The following is a 13,413-nucleotide window of genomic DNA, read 5'->3' as shown; positions in this document are numbered from 1 at the left end:
GTCAGGATTCGAGCCGAATCTGTCAATGGTCCCACTGCCGGGATCGTTTCGCGCAGCGCGCGGCGCGGACCACCGGGTGCTTTGTCTCACTGGCGCTGCGATGTGTGACCCCGCCCTCCGTCTCTTGCGGTGGTGCGCAATGTGGGTTCCTCGGTGAAACCGAGCGGCGCTAGGCTGAACAAATGCGCGGAGAGTACAAGGTTCCAGGCGGCAAGCTGGTTGCAGTCGATGTCGAGGTCGAGGACGGGCAGCTGTCCCAAGTCGCAGTTTCCGGTGATTTTTTCCTCGAACCGGACAGTGCGCTGGACGACATCAACGGAGCGCTGACGGGTATGCCGGCAGATGCCAACGTCGAACAGCTCGCGGACGCCATCATCGCCACCCTCGACGAGTCTGTGTCGATGATCGGGTTCACCGCGGAGTCGGTTGGCATTGCGATTCGTCGCGCCCTCGGTCACGCCACCAGTTGGGCGGACCACACATTCGACGTCATTCCGCCGGTGGTCCTCGATCCCGCGATGCACGTGGCGTTGGACGAGGTCATCGCGCGTGAGGTGGAGTCCGGTGAGCGTCCACCCACTTTGCGCTTCTGGGACTGGGATTCGCCGCTGGTCGTGATCGGCTCGTTCCAATCCGTACGCAATGAGGTCGACTCGGAGGCCGCTGCGCGCCACGGTATCGGTGTTGTGCGCCGAATCTCAGGCGGCGGTGCAATGTTCATGGAGCCGGGCAACTGCATCACGTACTCGTTGGTGGTGCCCGCGTCGTTGGTGGAGGGACTGAGTTTCGAACGGTCGTACGCCTTCCTGGACCAGTGGGTGATGGGCGCACTTGCCGAAGTCGGAATCACCGCGCGCTACGTGCCGCTCAACGACATCGCTTCGGACAAGGGCAAAATCGCGGGCGCCGCGCAGAAACGGTTCGCAGACGGGACGGTTGTCCATCACGTGACCATGGCCTATGACATCGATGCGGAGAAGATGACGCAGGTTCTGCGAATCGGCCGAGAGAAGATGTCAGACAAGGGAACCAAGAGTGCGGCCAAGCGAGTAGACCCGCTCCGTTCCCAGACCGGAATGACGCGCGCTGCGATCCTGACTTCGTTCGAAAACTACTTCCGATCGCAGCACGACACCCGCACCAGTGCCTACACCGAATCCGAGCTCGCACAGGCACGTGAGCTGGTGGAGACCAAGTTCAGCACGGAGAAGTGGACGCACCGCGTGCCGTAAGGTGCGTCCACTGAACCTGTGCGTCTAGCCCTGTGCGTCTAGCAAGACCGGGGCGTCCAGCTCGAGTTAGGCAGTGTGAGGAGCGGGTTGCTCCGCAGTGGATGGAGTGACGCCCGCCGCGGCACTGCGACGCGTCACGGTGAATGTTGCAGTGACGCACAGTATTGCGATGACAAAGCACGCCAGCGTGTACCAGAGATTTCCGATCGGGTCTCCATTGCTGGTGGCACCGTCGACCGCACCGAAGAAATCGGGTAGGGCCGTGGCCCAGAGAATAGCCATGATGCACAGGTACACCACGCTGTAGTACTGGACGAACGTGTTGGTGTACGGGGGAGCGTCCGACGGTTGCGAGCGCAATCGCGTCCATTGGCGGACCAGAAGCACAATCGCAACGACTGTGAGCACCGCCAGTTCTGCGGCGTAGAGGAACCCGCGGAGGGTGTCACTGCCCGCGCCGAATACCGTCGCGGGTATCGGCAGGATGAAAGTGCCCAATGATGCCAGGACGCCGATGACGATTGTGCGCCAGACCAATTGGAGCCCGGTGAAGTGTGTGCCGCTGTCGACGTGTCGGCCGACGAAGAATTGCACGCAGAATGCCAGCGACATCGGCCACAAGGCTGCGAAGACAACCACGCTCGGCAGCGGAACAGCGTCGAACATCGGTTGGTTGATCGGGTTTTCCGTCGACCACTCCCACCAGCGAAGCTGCGGTCCGAGGTGGTCGAAGATCTCGTAGAACGCATGGTGGACGAAGCCTACGCAGACTGCGCCGGCGAGCACACCGTAGCGGCGGAAAACGCCCAGCATCTTGACGATTTCGAAGGCCAGCGTGGCCATTAGCGGATAGATCGCGACGATGTAGAGGGGGAGTCTGCCCCACAGGAAATCGACGGTGAACACGTTGTGCGCAAACATCGTATCCACGTGCTGCTCGATGCCGAATGCTGCGGGAAAGTACAGCGGCGGTTCGATGATGAAGAGGTAAGCGGTGGCGCCGAACCAGAGTACGAGGTTGGTGGGATCGCCGTTGCGACGCAAGCGCACTATCGCGAGGATCAGCGCGAGCACCGAGCCGATGATGATGGTCCACTCGAGGACTGGCAGGGTCCAGTTCTCCAACCCGAATGGATTGCGGAACTCGACCAGTCCGCCCGCTTCCGCACAGGAGAAGCCGAGCTCCGTAGCGAGTTGATCGAACGTGGGTGAACAGAGGTCAGCCATTAGTCGACCGCCCTGCGGTAGTCGATTCAGTACCGTTCGATTCGGCTGTGTACCAGCGTGTTACGTCGTAGCCGGCTTCGAAACGCTTGAACCACACGTCGGCCAAGGCGGGCAAGTTCTCGTTGGCGGGGTTGTGTTTGGGCAACTGGCTGCGAATGACTCCCTTCAAAGCAGTGAGTTGCTCGCCGAGTGGCAGGACGTCGAACGCGCGAGACATCGGGCCGTTGTCCTGCGCTTCGAGCATCGGCAATCGCCTGCGTAGAAACTGCATGTTGCGGTACGACGCGAACATCGCCATTGCGTCGACCTGCCGATCTTCCAGTGGCACATGCTTGTTGAAGCCCAGCGAGGCCAGTCGGATCACCTTCATGACATGCTGGAAGATCGACGGGGCCATGCGCATTCGGTAGAGATCGCTGCCGACAACGGAGTCGAAGATGATGAGCGCCGAACTCCGGTGTTCGACTTCCTCGACGAAGTGCCAGATGAACAGTGAAGCAACCCTGTCGTCTCCGGGGCGGAAGAGTGCTGCTTCGTTGTCGAGCATCAGCTTGAATACCGAGGTGAAGGTGGCTTCGAGGTCGGCGGTGTACGCCAGTCGGTAGTTCACCGACTTCTCTGCTGTGAGCTTGTCGAACTCTCCGACAACTTCGTCGAGAGTTTCCTGCAGGCCGGGGTATCGCCTGATCAAGCCTTTGACGTGCTGGCGGTGAGCCGAAGAATGCTGCCCCTCTTGGCGCATGAAGGCGTCGGCCTCCTCGGCGACTGCTCGATCCTTCAATAGCGGTTTTGTTTGCAGGATGAGCTTGACGATCATCTTCTCGAAACCGATGGCCAGGAACGAGACGGCATTGGCCATGCTCGAGAAGGCTGGATTCTCCTCGTTCCACAGGAAGGGGACGTCGTAGTCCTCGAATGCAAAATTCATCTTTCGGACGTGTAGATCAGTCACTTCTCGAAACCTCGTCTTTCCGGAAGGGTCGGGTAAGTGGCCACCCGGATGCCCCGAAAGCCACGCTTTTATTGTGACCATACACAAATTGGTTGTTGTGTATGGTCACAATTCCGTGATGCGCGCAGAAATGCTGCCGACGGGCAGTGTTAGCCTGAGATTCTCGATTCGAGTGAGGAACACAGGCAGTGGCGCGAAGACGTGGGTGGGGCGGAAATCCGCCAGTCGATGATGACGACGCAACTCATCGAATCGTCACCGCAGCAGTCGATTTGATCGGACAAACCGGTTCGGCAATCAGCATCGCCGATATCGCGGAGTCACTGGGCGTGATCCGTCAAACGGTGTATCGGTACTTTCCCAACTCCGATGCCCTGATGCGCGCAGCGGCAATCGCATCGGTCGCCGGATTTCTCGATCGGCTCACTGCACATGTGAGCGGCATCGAAGATCCCGTCGAGGCGATGACCGAGGGCGTTGTCTACACGTTGACCGAGGTCCGCAGAATCCCGCATCTCGGCATCTTGCTGACGGGAACGTATTCGAATCTTCACCCCGACGGCCTTACGTCCGATGAGGCTCAAGCCTTCGGAATCGCGATGATCAACCGCTTCGACGTTGATTGGCAGCGGTACGGGTACGACGACGCGGCGCTTCGCGAACTCGTCGAGTACGTCCTGCGCACCATGCAGTCGTTTTTCATCTCCCCTGGCAACCCACCTCGGAGTGACGACGAACTGCGGCAATACCTGCGACGCTGGATGGGCGCTGGGATTACTGCCCAACCAAAGTCCTAGGTGGCCGAAGTCTCAGATAGCGGTCAGTGCGATCGCTCCGGCGCATGCGATAACAACGATGGTGATGGCGACCAGATCGGCCCGACGCGGGCGCTTCGGATAGGCGGCGATCAAGCCGGTTCCACCGCGTGCGGAGATAGCCTCACCCATTTCGGCGGACCTGCGGATCGCCACCGACATCGTTGTCGTGATCAAATCGATGATCGTGTTGTCTGACGCGCTGTGCACCACACCCTTCGGACGGAGTCGGCGAGCAGCGGCCAGGGTGACCATTTCCTCGATCAGAAGAGGGAGTGAGCGAATGCAGAGCGCTGCCGTTATGGCCCACTCGTCCACTGGGATTCGCAGGAACCGTAGCGGGCGGCCCAAAGTCGCCAGCGCGGGAGCGACGTCGCTCATCGACGTGGTCCATGCCAACATCAGTGAGGCGCACAGCAATACGATCCCGAAGGTGATCGCCCGAAGATAGAGGTATACCGCGTCGAGCCCGATCGGGAGATTGACCAGGGCGCCGCCCAGAAGAAGCAGCCCGATCCACCACGGTGGCCGCGGGATTGCCGTCGGAGGTATACGACCGATCGCGGCGGTGGCGACCAGCAGTCCGGTGATCACGGCAATGGACGGCCACGACGGTGCAATCACCATGACCAGGCTGATGAGAACCACGGCAATGATCTTCGTTCCCGCCCACAGGCGGTGGATCGGTGATGTGGTGGGGACTTCGCGCAGGAGTGTAGTCATCGCCGGGTCTCCTCCAGTGTGACGGGGTTTTCGGTCAGGACACCGTCACTGAGATGAATTGTCCTGCTGCACACACTGTCCATGCCGTCGACGTCGTGTGAAATCACGACCAGCGCGGTGCCGTTGCGCCTGATCCAGGTCAGGACGTTGATGATGGCTGCTCGGCCGGGTGGGTCGAGGCCGGCGAGTGGTTCGTCGAGAATGAGCATCTGTGGCTGACGGACGAGCAGACCGGCGAGCACCACTCTGCGCATCTGCCCGCCGCTGAGTTGATCGATGCTGCGACTGGCGAGGCGACGGTCGAGTCCGACGGCGTCGAGTGCCCAGGAAACCTGGGTGGACCCGATTTCGGGCCCGCCCGCGGCTTCGATGTCTTCGGACACTGTTCGACGTTGCAGTTGCAGTCGCGAGTGCTGGAAGGTCAGACCCACCGCACCCACCTGGCGGGCAACGGGTTTGCCGTCGAACAATGCCGTGCCGGACGTGGGGACGGTCAATCCCGCCATGATCCAGGCCAAGGTGGACTTTCCAGAGCCGTTGCCGCCCAATACCAATACGCCGTCACCGGAGCCGATGGTGAGATTGACATCGGACAATGCCGTACGCGACCACGGAGTGCCATTGTTGTATGTGTGCGAGAGATGCTTGATCTCGAGGAGAGCTTTGGTGCTGCGCTGCCAGTAGGCGGGCGAAGCAGGCTGTCCGGTGCCGACCATCCAGCCCGGCTCATGTTCGATCTGCCGACCGTTCTGTAGCTGGATAACGCGGTCGGCGCGGCGGGTGTCTGCCTGATGATGGGTGACCAGGACAACCGCCATGTTGTGGCGGCGGGGGAGTGCTGCGAGCAGTTCCACCAGTTCTTCTCGTCCGGTGCGATCGACCATCGCCGTAGCTTCGTCGGCGATGAGCAACGCGGGACGCCGCGCGAGGGCTGCGGCGACGGCCAGACGTTGCATCTCGCCACCCGAGAGTGACGACGTTTCACGCATCGCCATTCCGCCCAGTCCGACCTCGATCAAGAGCGCTTCGATGTCCGGAAGGTGCTCGGGTTGCAGGCCCCACACCACGTCGTCGGCGACGCGGGTTCCGAGGATCTGGCTTTCGGGTCGCTGCAGGACCACCGCTGTACCACCATGGTGTCCGAGACCCGCGGAGCCAGGTCGAACCAGGAGGCCGCTCGACGGTGCCCGTCCGGCGAGAAGGCGCGTCAGAGTGGATTTTCCGGAACCGTTGTGGCCGACGACGGTGACGAATTCGCCGCGGTCGATCGAGAAGTTGATGTCCGTCAATGCCGGAGACTGCGAACCCGGGTAGGTGAAGCCGACGTGTTCGAGTGTCAGCGGCAGCGGGTTGATCGCCCGGTCGTCGGGCGTCGTTGCCAGCGGATCCACCGTAGGCAGTGCAGCCAACCGATCGAGAACGGCGCCGAGAACAAAATAGGAGACGACGGTACTGATGATGATGCCCAGCGTGGCGGACGCGGCAATCCAGATCCACCAGTAGTCGATGACGGCTCCGATGCTGTTTTCGATACCTTCCGCGACCCCAACCAAAGAGGGAGATTTTTTGAGAATTGCCGCGACACCGCGAACTGTGTTGTCGAGTGAATCCAACAAGAGGTTTCGCAGGGGCGAGAGAATGAGGAGTACAACGATGGAGAACAGGGACAGGAGCGGCCCGACGACACACGACGCCAGTAGTGCGGAAAGGAATCCGCGTCCCCGCCGTTTCACATTGCCGATAATTCCGCCCAGCAAGGCGCAGAGTGCAACTGCAGAGGCAGAACCCGATCCGGCGGCAACAAACGCGACCGCGGTGGCAGCAACGCCGGACGCGACGACAGCGCGGATCCGGAACCGTTGAGCAACGATGCCCATCGGAACAGCGGCAACAAGATGGAGTGCACTTGCCAGGGGAATAACCGTCGCGATGACGGAAAGAGCGACCGTGAATCCAGCCATCACGGCACCGGTCGCCACCTCGAGTGGACGCAAGTTGCCGGTTGGCTGAGTTTCTGGGCGGTTGCTCACCAACTCCAGTGTGCCAGTCGTGACGAAACTCCTGTTGCACTGATGGTGAGCCCATCTGCCCGGTTGCGTAGGCTTTACCTCACAACAATGCATCGGACGGAGCGTGGAAGACGTGAGTGCAGCACCCATCAGGGTTGGGGTTCTGGGAGCCAAGGGCAAGGTCGGCCAGGCAATCTGCGCAGCAGTCGAGGCTGCAGCTGATCTGGAACTGGTTGCGCAGGTAGATACCGGCGATCCGATCGAGACGTTTGTCGACACCCGCACTCAGGTCGTGGTCGACTTCACACATCCTGATGTCGTGATGGGAAACCTGGAGTTTCTCGTAGCCAATCGCATTCACGCCGTGGTCGGCACCACGGGCTTCGACGAGAGTCGGCTTGCCGCGGTGCAGTCGTGGGTCGACGCCCAGCCCACCACCGGCGTCCTGATCGCCCCCAACTTCGCGATCGGCGCTGTGCTGTCGATGCGCTTCGCGGCCGCTGCGGCCCGGTACTTCGATTCCGTCGAAGTTATCGAACTGCATCACCCATACAAGGCGGACGCCCCGTCGGGCACCGCGTACCGAACGGCGGCGATGATCGCAGCGGCGCGCGCCGCAGCTGGTGTCGGCCTGAGTCCGGACGCCACGACCACCGAACTCGACGGCGCCCGCGGCGCCGACGTCGACGGTGTTCGCGTGCATTCGGTGCGCATGGCCGGGATGGTTGCACACCAGGAAGTCATTCTGGGCACGCAAGGCGAGACGCTCACCATCCGTCACGATTCCATCGACCGAACCTCGTTCGTCCCCGGAGTGCTGCTCGGTGTTCGCGAGATCGCGGCCCGTCCCGGACTCACCGTTGGCATCGATTCGTTCCTGGATTTGTGAGCACTACAGACTTGTGAGCACTACGAACATGAACAACAAGACCACTCGCACGCTCATCCTGATCACGGCGATCTGCATTGCCCTTGCCGTGTACTTCGTGCTGCTCGGTCAACGCGGAATCCAGCTCATCCAAGATGGGGGCGGCGCGGCCATCGGCCTGGGAATCGGTGTGCTCATCCTGCCGTTCCTCGGGCTGTGGCTGGTCATTGCGACGCTGCGGGCGGGATTCACCCACCAGCGCCTGGCTCAGCAGATCCACGACGAAGGTTTGGCCGTCGATGCGTCGACGCTCCCGAAACTGCCGTCGGGCCGGATCGAACGTGCTGCCGCCGACGAACTGTTCGCAAAGATCAAGGTCGATTGGGAAGCTGATCCCGACAACTGGAAGCAGAACTTCCGTCTTGCTCGCGCCTACGACTACGCGGGCGACCGGAGCCGTGCCCGCGAAACCATGCGCCGGGCAGTGGAATTGGAACGACGCGAGCGCGGCAAATAGACCCGTCTACTCCGGAACGGTGGTGGGGGATGCCGGATCCGGAGTGGTGGGATCGAACGGCGGCGGGTTGTCGGGGTTGAATATCGACGGCGGAATCGAGCACGTGGCTCCCACTTCGGGATACGTTGCGGGATTGAGTCGAAGCGCCGAGATGAACTGATCGATTCGGACGTCGGAGGCCTGATCGAGTTTGAGCTGATGTCCCCACGACTGTAACGAGATCGGTGCGTCGAGCGTCGGATACGGAGACATCAGCATCTGGCTGGTTCCGCTGACCCGTTCGGCGAGAAGTTCGACGTCGCCGGCGGAAACCAGGTCAGGGTTGTACGTGATCCAGACCGCGCCGTGTTCGAGTGAATGAACCGCATTTTCAGTCCGAATTGCTTGCGGATACACAATTCCGGTGCACTTGGCCCATACCCCGTCGTGCCGACCACCGAACGGCGGCGAATGCGTATATGCCACACGTTCATCGGGGCTGACGTGTAGTGCCGTCGGGTACTCGACAATCGCAACTCCGTCGATGGCTTCCGACGGATCGGGGTTATCGATGCTCGGAACAAACGAATCGGGGCGAGGCGTGCCGTCAACGGGGTTTGCGCACCCTGCTGTCACGACGACAGCTGTGCAGGCAATCGCAGCGCCGATTGCCTGAATTCGTGTATTCACTCAGCGATGATAGCGGGTGTCGATCGTCGAGAATCACGCAGTGACAACCGCTCACGCCCAACTGTAGAAGAACCCACGGCCCCGGGTGATCCCCAAGAGAGTGGTGGACAGACAGATGCCTTCCTTGACGAACGCACCCAGGCGGCCGGAGACTACTAGCCTCGCTGCGACATCGGAGCGGGTAGTGCGTTGAAACACCGCCTGCGAGCGTCCAAGACTGATGCACTGCCCGACGAACTTGGGAATTACCGGAGTCGGCGTTGACCCCTGGAGTCTGAGTTCGACGGTTTCTGCGGCGTGAACTCCCAGAGGAATTGCAGACTGACAGCTCATTCGTAGAGAAAGATCACTGATCACCATTGCATCGCCCGCGCCCACGATGTTGGGGTGCGTCGTGCATTCCAGGTGTCGGTTGACCCGCAACCGGCCACGGTTGTCGACGGGTAGTCCACTGCGGCGTGCGAGTTCCGGGACGCCGAATTCCGTGGCGAGTACCGCACACTCGGTTGCGATGGTGCGACCGTCGTCAAGTGTGCACGACTTCTCGTCGATACGTACTACGCGCGATCCTGTGATGATGCGGATGTCGAGAGCCATCAGCGCCGCGGCGATACGTGATCTGGCCTTCTTTGAAAGCTCCGGGGCGATCTCGCCTCCCGTGACCAATGTGGTTGGACCCGTGCGATTCTCGGCCAATTCAGCCGCAGTCTCGATTCCGGTAAGTCCACCGCCGATGACGGTGATCGCGGCATCGGTGGGTAGTGTCGCCAGCCTCGATTTCAGACGCACGGCGTCCTCGTATTCGGAGACTGCGAAACCGTGCGTGGCAGCACCGGAAACAGTGCTTCCCGAGTGGCGGCTTCCCGGGGCGTAGACAAGATAGTCGTAGGGGAGCGTGCTCCCGTCCTCGAGCACGAGATGGTTTGTGGCAGTGTCGATTCTCGATACCGTTGCGATGACGAGCGTTGCCTGCGGTGGCAGCGCGGCCTCCAGTGGAATCGTCACGTCGTAATTGCCGGCGATCATCTGATGCAGGCGAATTCGTTGTACGAAATGCTTCCTCGGGTTCACGACGGTCACCGTGATGTCAGTCGGCTTGTGCAGCAGTCGTTTTGCTGCCATGACCCCTGCATAACCAGCTCCGACGATAACAACGCGCGCAGCCATGTTTCCCCGTTTCGTCATTTGCCGTGTGAGCCAAGGACGCGCCTCGAGTCTACGAACCCGTCGAGCCTAGCGGTCCGGCGGAGCCTCCTGTCACGGCAAGGGCGGTCGCTCCGCGAAGGATGAGCAGCGGCGGTAGCGGACCCTGGTAGGCCTCGGATCCGCTGATCAGGTCACCGTCGTTATTGAACGTGATTGCCTCGCCCTGTGGCTCGTTCGGGAGTGGAACTCGAACAGCTTTGGTGGACAGGGCTTTCACTACGTCGCCGTCCGGTGCTGAATACAGGTAGACGTCGGTGTAGGTGCGCAGAGCGACGACGGTACCGTCGGCGCTGACCGCGCCGCCGGTGACGGCCATTGTTCCCGCTCCGTTGACCGGGCCGCCCGCAGTGCTAGTCGGGGAGAATTGCAGGTGCCCGACCTTGCTCAGTTGTGTCGGAACTGTGGTGCTCAGGTCATGCACACTCTGGTTACCGACAGGAGTATAGATATCGCTCGACCCGAGATAGTCCTTTGTCACGATGACAGGGAGTCCGTTGTTCGAGATGAGCAAGGTTTCGGCGTCATGGGCGCCGTCCGGATATGTCAGCACACGTGGCGTGGCCGCTTCGGCAGCGGTCGGATCGAATCCGATCAATGCCACGGACGGACGGACCTTGTTGTTGTCCCCGATGTCGGCAAGCCACAGGATCCCGTCAGGAGTGGAATCGAGATCTTCGACGTCGTAGGTGGGAGTCCCCACCGGGATCCAGCGAGTGACCTGACAGGTCGCATCGAGTTCGGCAACGTGGTCGTCGGCGCCGCTGTCGCCGAGTGCGTACATTCCGGCGCCTGTGTCTGCCAATCCGGACAGCTCGGTGAGACCGGTGTCAGTCGGGGTGCACAACACTTCGAAGGTGGGAGATACTTGCTGCGCAGTCGCGGTTCCGAACTGAATTCCGGTGACGAGAGCTGTCACTGCACCGGCGACTATCGCGGCGCGGCAGGTCGACGTGTGTTGTCGATTCACAGGTAATCCTCCAGGCGAGAGGCCAAGGGGCAAATTCGGGCGTATTACCCAAAAGGGTACTGAACGACCGACCTGTTGGTATCAAAATGACTCTATCGACTAGAAGTGGGTCACTACTCGGCTATCTCTTCGGTGAGGTCGAATGCACTGAGAATGGTCCGGAACTTGGTACTCGTTTCACGCAATTCCGTCTCGGGATCCGACGACGCAACTATTCCGCCACCGGCATAGGCCTTCGCCGACAGGCCGTCGGCCGCGATCTCAGCGCATCGGATGGCAACCATCCATTCTCCGTCTCCGGTCCGGTCGCACCACCCGATGGCACCTGCATAGAAACCGCGATCGTCCTCGGTCTCGGTGATGTGATCGCGAGCGGCATCGGTTGGCGTGCCGCAGATTGCCGGCGTGGGGTGCAGTGCGAGTGCGAGTTCCAACGCCGTTGTTTTCGGGTCGGCCAGTACCCCTTCGATTCTGGTTCCGAGGTGCCAGAGTTGAGGCGTGCGGAGCAATTCGGGAGTGCTTGGCGCTGAGAACGATCGGCACAGCGGTGCGAGAACCGCGCTGATCGAATCGACGACAAATTTGTGCTCGGACAAATCCTTGGTGGATGCCAGGAGTTCCTGGGCGTGTTCTTCGTCGCGCTTCGAATCAGGGTGTCGTGCAATCGAACCCGCGAGCGGGTGGCAGGTGACAATGTCTCCGCGACGTTCGATCAGGACTTCCGGCGTCGAACCGACCAAGGCTCGTCCGCGGTATTTCCCACCGGCGGGAGATAAGTCGACGCAGAACCCGTTGTGCGAGTGATCGAGCTCGATCAATTTCCTCGTCAGTGCAGTGGGCGAGATCGGCGATTCGGTTTCGATCGCGAGCGTGCGGGCGAGAACAACTTTGTCCAATTCGCCCGCCTGCAGTCGCGCGATCGCACCGCGAACTCGCCGGGTGTGCTCGAGGTGGCTCGGTTCGAATCCGGCAACTGTGGCAGGGGGAAGAGCGACGGTGCCAGAGTGATGTAAATCACCCCTGATCCGGGTGAAACTGAGTGGCGCGGTGAGTGCGCACGGGGTTGACGGAGCGAATGGAATGGCGCCGACGACTGAGTCGATCCGCCCAGTCTCGAGTGCCTCCACGGCGTCGAACGCCGAGTCGAATTCTTCCACCACGCCGGAGGTCTGAACCGAGGTCTGCCTGCGGGAGAGCAGGAAAACTGAATGCGCCCCGTTGTCAGTTCGGTTGGTGTGCAACGGGTATTCGGCGACTTCGGCCAGTGCAAACATGGACGCCCTTCCAGATTGTCCGGAACTATTGCTATGTTGAGGCTAGCCTTAGTTGAGCGAGAATTGTGTGTCCAGTTCCCGGTTGGGTACTAACGTGCCAATGTGGTTAGGCTGGCCTAAAGTTCAGTTTTCGTCCTACGTGGGGAGATCGATGAGCGGCACTGTGGACCGGGCCAGGATCGTGCGTGACGTCGCCGAAGTTCTGTCGATGAGGGCAGAACAACTCGGCGACGACACGGATCTGACCGATGAGGGTCTGGACTCGGTGCGGCTCATGATGCTGGTCGAACAATGGCGTGCGGACGGCGCGGATGCGGATTTTGCCGAGTTGGCGGAAGAGCAGACCATTAACGCCTGGGTTGAGGTTCTCTGCCCGCAGTAGGAGTCGTCGTATTGTCGTGGGCGTGAAGACTTTGTTGGTAGTTCACCATTCGCCCTCACCTGCGACGCATGAACTGCTTGATGCCGTGCTGGCCGGCGCCCGTGATCCGGAGATCGAGGGCGTCGAGGTCAAAGCGGTCCCGGCCTTGGCGGCGACGGTGCCCGATGTACTCGGTGCTGACGGCTATATTTTCGGAACTACCGCGAACTTCGGCTATATGTCCGGAGCGCTGAAGTATTTTTTCGACACCACGTATTACCAGTGCTTGGGTGCGGTTTCGGAGCGTCCATATGGATTGTGGGTGCATGGAAACAATGACACCGCCGGCGCTGTGTCGTCGGTGCGGGCTCTTGCAACCGGTCTGGGACTGGTTCCGGTGGCCGACCCACTCGAAGTGATTGTGCCTGTGGACAAATCCATCCGTGAGCAGTGCTACGAGCTGGGGGGAACCGTCGCTGCCACGGTGATGGGCTAACGCGTTTTCTTTGTGGCTTTTGTTATCGAGTCGATCCCACATTTTGATACAACAACGGCTTGGTCGGAAATGAAGTAGTTGCTACTTCAATAAGATT

Annotated in this window: 14 protein-coding genes; 6 read left to right on the top strand and 8 right to left on the bottom strand. The window is 60.9% G+C overall.

Annotated features, from left to right (window positions below; translation table 11 throughout):
* Window positions 1-182: 182 nt before the first annotated feature.
* Entirely contained in the window at window positions 183-1,232 is a 1,050-nt protein-coding gene (locus ACFRFQ_RS20260) for a biotin/lipoate A/B protein ligase family protein (RefSeq protein WP_378661360.1), read from the top strand.
* A gap of 66 nt (window positions 1,233-1,298) precedes the next feature.
* Here the strand turns inward: ACFRFQ_RS20260 and ACFRFQ_RS20255 are convergent, their stop codons facing one another.
* Window positions 1,299-2,459, bottom strand: coding sequence for a hypothetical protein (locus ACFRFQ_RS20255; RefSeq protein WP_378661357.1), 1,161 nt, complete (start codon window positions 2,457-2,459; stop codon window positions 1,299-1,301).
* On the bottom strand, window positions 2,452-3,411 hold the full coding sequence (locus ACFRFQ_RS20250; protein WP_378661354.1) for a metal-dependent hydrolase: 960 nt from the start codon (window positions 3,409-3,411) through the stop codon (window positions 2,452-2,454). The genes ACFRFQ_RS20255 and ACFRFQ_RS20250 overlap by 8 nt, the downstream gene beginning before the upstream one ends.
* Window positions 3,412-3,599: 188 nt before the next feature.
* Here ACFRFQ_RS20250 and ACFRFQ_RS20245 point away from each other — a divergent pair, with 188 nt between their 5' ends.
* Window positions 3,600-4,208: a TetR/AcrR family transcriptional regulator gene (locus ACFRFQ_RS20245; RefSeq protein ID WP_378661351.1), complete on the top strand. Its 609-nt coding sequence runs from the start codon at window positions 3,600-3,602 to the stop codon at window positions 4,206-4,208.
* Between the two features lie 12 nt (window positions 4,209-4,220).
* On the opposite strand, the gene ACFRFQ_RS20240 is transcribed toward ACFRFQ_RS20245, so the two are convergent.
* Together ACFRFQ_RS20240 and ACFRFQ_RS20235 are read right to left on the bottom strand one after the other, a co-directional pair.
* Window positions 4,221-4,949, bottom strand: coding sequence for an energy-coupling factor transporter transmembrane component T family protein (locus ACFRFQ_RS20240; protein ID WP_378661349.1), 729 nt, complete (start codon window positions 4,947-4,949; stop codon window positions 4,221-4,223).
* The gene (locus ACFRFQ_RS20235) at window positions 4,946-6,979 is read right to left on the bottom strand and encodes an ATP-binding cassette domain-containing protein (protein ID WP_378661346.1); all 2,034 of its coding nucleotides are present in this window, start codon (window positions 6,977-6,979) and stop codon (window positions 4,946-4,948) included. Before ACFRFQ_RS20235 ends, ACFRFQ_RS20240 begins: the two co-directional genes overlap by 4 nt.
* 103 nt (window positions 6,980-7,082) lie before the next feature.
* Here ACFRFQ_RS20235 and dapB point away from each other — a divergent pair, with 103 nt between their 5' ends.
* Both dapB and ACFRFQ_RS20225 read left to right on the top strand, forming a co-directional pair.
* The gene (dapB, locus tag ACFRFQ_RS20230) at window positions 7,083-7,847 is read left to right on the top strand and encodes a 4-hydroxy-tetrahydrodipicolinate reductase (protein ID WP_378661343.1); all 765 of its coding nucleotides are present in this window, start codon (window positions 7,083-7,085) and stop codon (window positions 7,845-7,847) included.
* 28 nt (window positions 7,848-7,875) lie between these two features.
* On the top strand, window positions 7,876-8,343 hold the full coding sequence (locus ACFRFQ_RS20225) for a hypothetical protein (RefSeq protein WP_138873146.1): 468 nt from the start codon (window positions 7,876-7,878) through the stop codon (window positions 8,341-8,343).
* 6 nt (window positions 8,344-8,349) lie between these two features.
* On the opposite strand, the gene ACFRFQ_RS20220 is transcribed toward ACFRFQ_RS20225, so the two are convergent.
* The 4 genes from ACFRFQ_RS20220 to ACFRFQ_RS20205 form a co-directional block, all read right to left on the bottom strand.
* A complete protein-coding gene (locus ACFRFQ_RS20220; RefSeq protein WP_378661340.1) occupies window positions 8,350-9,012 on the bottom strand; it encodes a DUF3105 domain-containing protein in 663 nt (220 codons plus the stop codon).
* A gap of 51 nt (window positions 9,013-9,063) precedes the next feature.
* The gene (locus ACFRFQ_RS20215; RefSeq protein WP_378661337.1) at window positions 9,064-10,179 is read right to left on the bottom strand and encodes an NAD(P)/FAD-dependent oxidoreductase; all 1,116 of its coding nucleotides are present in this window, start codon (window positions 10,177-10,179) and stop codon (window positions 9,064-9,066) included.
* 49 nt (window positions 10,180-10,228) lie between these two features.
* Window positions 10,229-11,185: a hypothetical protein gene (locus tag ACFRFQ_RS20210; RefSeq protein WP_378661334.1), complete on the bottom strand. Its 957-nt coding sequence runs from the start codon at window positions 11,183-11,185 to the stop codon at window positions 10,229-10,231.
* Window positions 11,186-11,298: 113 nt separating this feature from the next.
* The gene (locus ACFRFQ_RS20205) at window positions 11,299-12,459 is read right to left on the bottom strand and encodes an isochorismate synthase MenF (protein ID WP_378661331.1); all 1,161 of its coding nucleotides are present in this window, start codon (window positions 12,457-12,459) and stop codon (window positions 11,299-11,301) included.
* Window positions 12,460-12,610: 151 nt separating this feature from the next.
* Here ACFRFQ_RS20205 and ACFRFQ_RS20200 point away from each other — a divergent pair, with 151 nt between their 5' ends.
* Together ACFRFQ_RS20200 and ACFRFQ_RS20195 are read left to right on the top strand one after the other, a co-directional pair.
* Window positions 12,611-12,841, top strand: a complete 231-nt coding sequence (locus tag ACFRFQ_RS20200) for a phosphopantetheine-binding protein (RefSeq protein WP_378661328.1) — start codon at window positions 12,611-12,613, stop codon at window positions 12,839-12,841.
* A gap of 22 nt (window positions 12,842-12,863) precedes the next feature.
* The gene (locus ACFRFQ_RS20195; RefSeq protein WP_378661325.1) at window positions 12,864-13,316 is read left to right on the top strand and encodes a flavodoxin family protein; all 453 of its coding nucleotides are present in this window, start codon (window positions 12,864-12,866) and stop codon (window positions 13,314-13,316) included.
* Window positions 13,317-13,413: the final 97 nt, after the last annotated feature.

Origin of the sequence: Rhodococcus sp. NPDC056743, from assembly GCF_042790355.1 — a bacterium.
Classification (GTDB): domain Bacteria; phylum Actinomycetota; class Actinomycetes; order Mycobacteriales; family Mycobacteriaceae; genus Rhodococcus_F.
This window is presented reverse-complemented; position numbering and strand designations above follow the sequence as displayed.

What these genes read in the sequence shown, in the direction of transcription:
- ACFRFQ_RS20215 (WP_378661337.1), bottom strand. Translation starts at nt 10,179, where the DNA reads ATGGCTGCGCGCGTTGTTATCGTCGGAGCTGGTTATGCAGGGGTCATG.
- ACFRFQ_RS20255 (WP_378661357.1), bottom strand. Translation starts at nt 2,459, where the DNA reads ATGGCTGACCTCTGTTCACCCACGTTCGATCAACTCGCTACGGAGCTC.
- ACFRFQ_RS20205 (WP_378661331.1), bottom strand. Translation starts at nt 12,459, where the DNA reads ATGTTTGCACTGGCCGAAGTCGCCGAATACCCGTTGCACACCAACCGA.
- ACFRFQ_RS20200 (WP_378661328.1), top strand. Translation starts at nt 12,611, where the DNA reads ATGAGCGGCACTGTGGACCGGGCCAGGATCGTGCGTGACGTCGCCGAA.
- ACFRFQ_RS20225 (WP_138873146.1), top strand. Translation starts at nt 7,876, where the DNA reads ATGAACAACAAGACCACTCGCACGCTCATCCTGATCACGGCGATCTGC.
- ACFRFQ_RS20260 (WP_378661360.1), top strand. Translation starts at nt 183, where the DNA reads ATGCGCGGAGAGTACAAGGTTCCAGGCGGCAAGCTGGTTGCAGTCGAT.
- ACFRFQ_RS20240 (WP_378661349.1), bottom strand. Translation starts at nt 4,949, where the DNA reads ATGACTACACTCCTGCGCGAAGTCCCCACCACATCACCGATCCACCGC.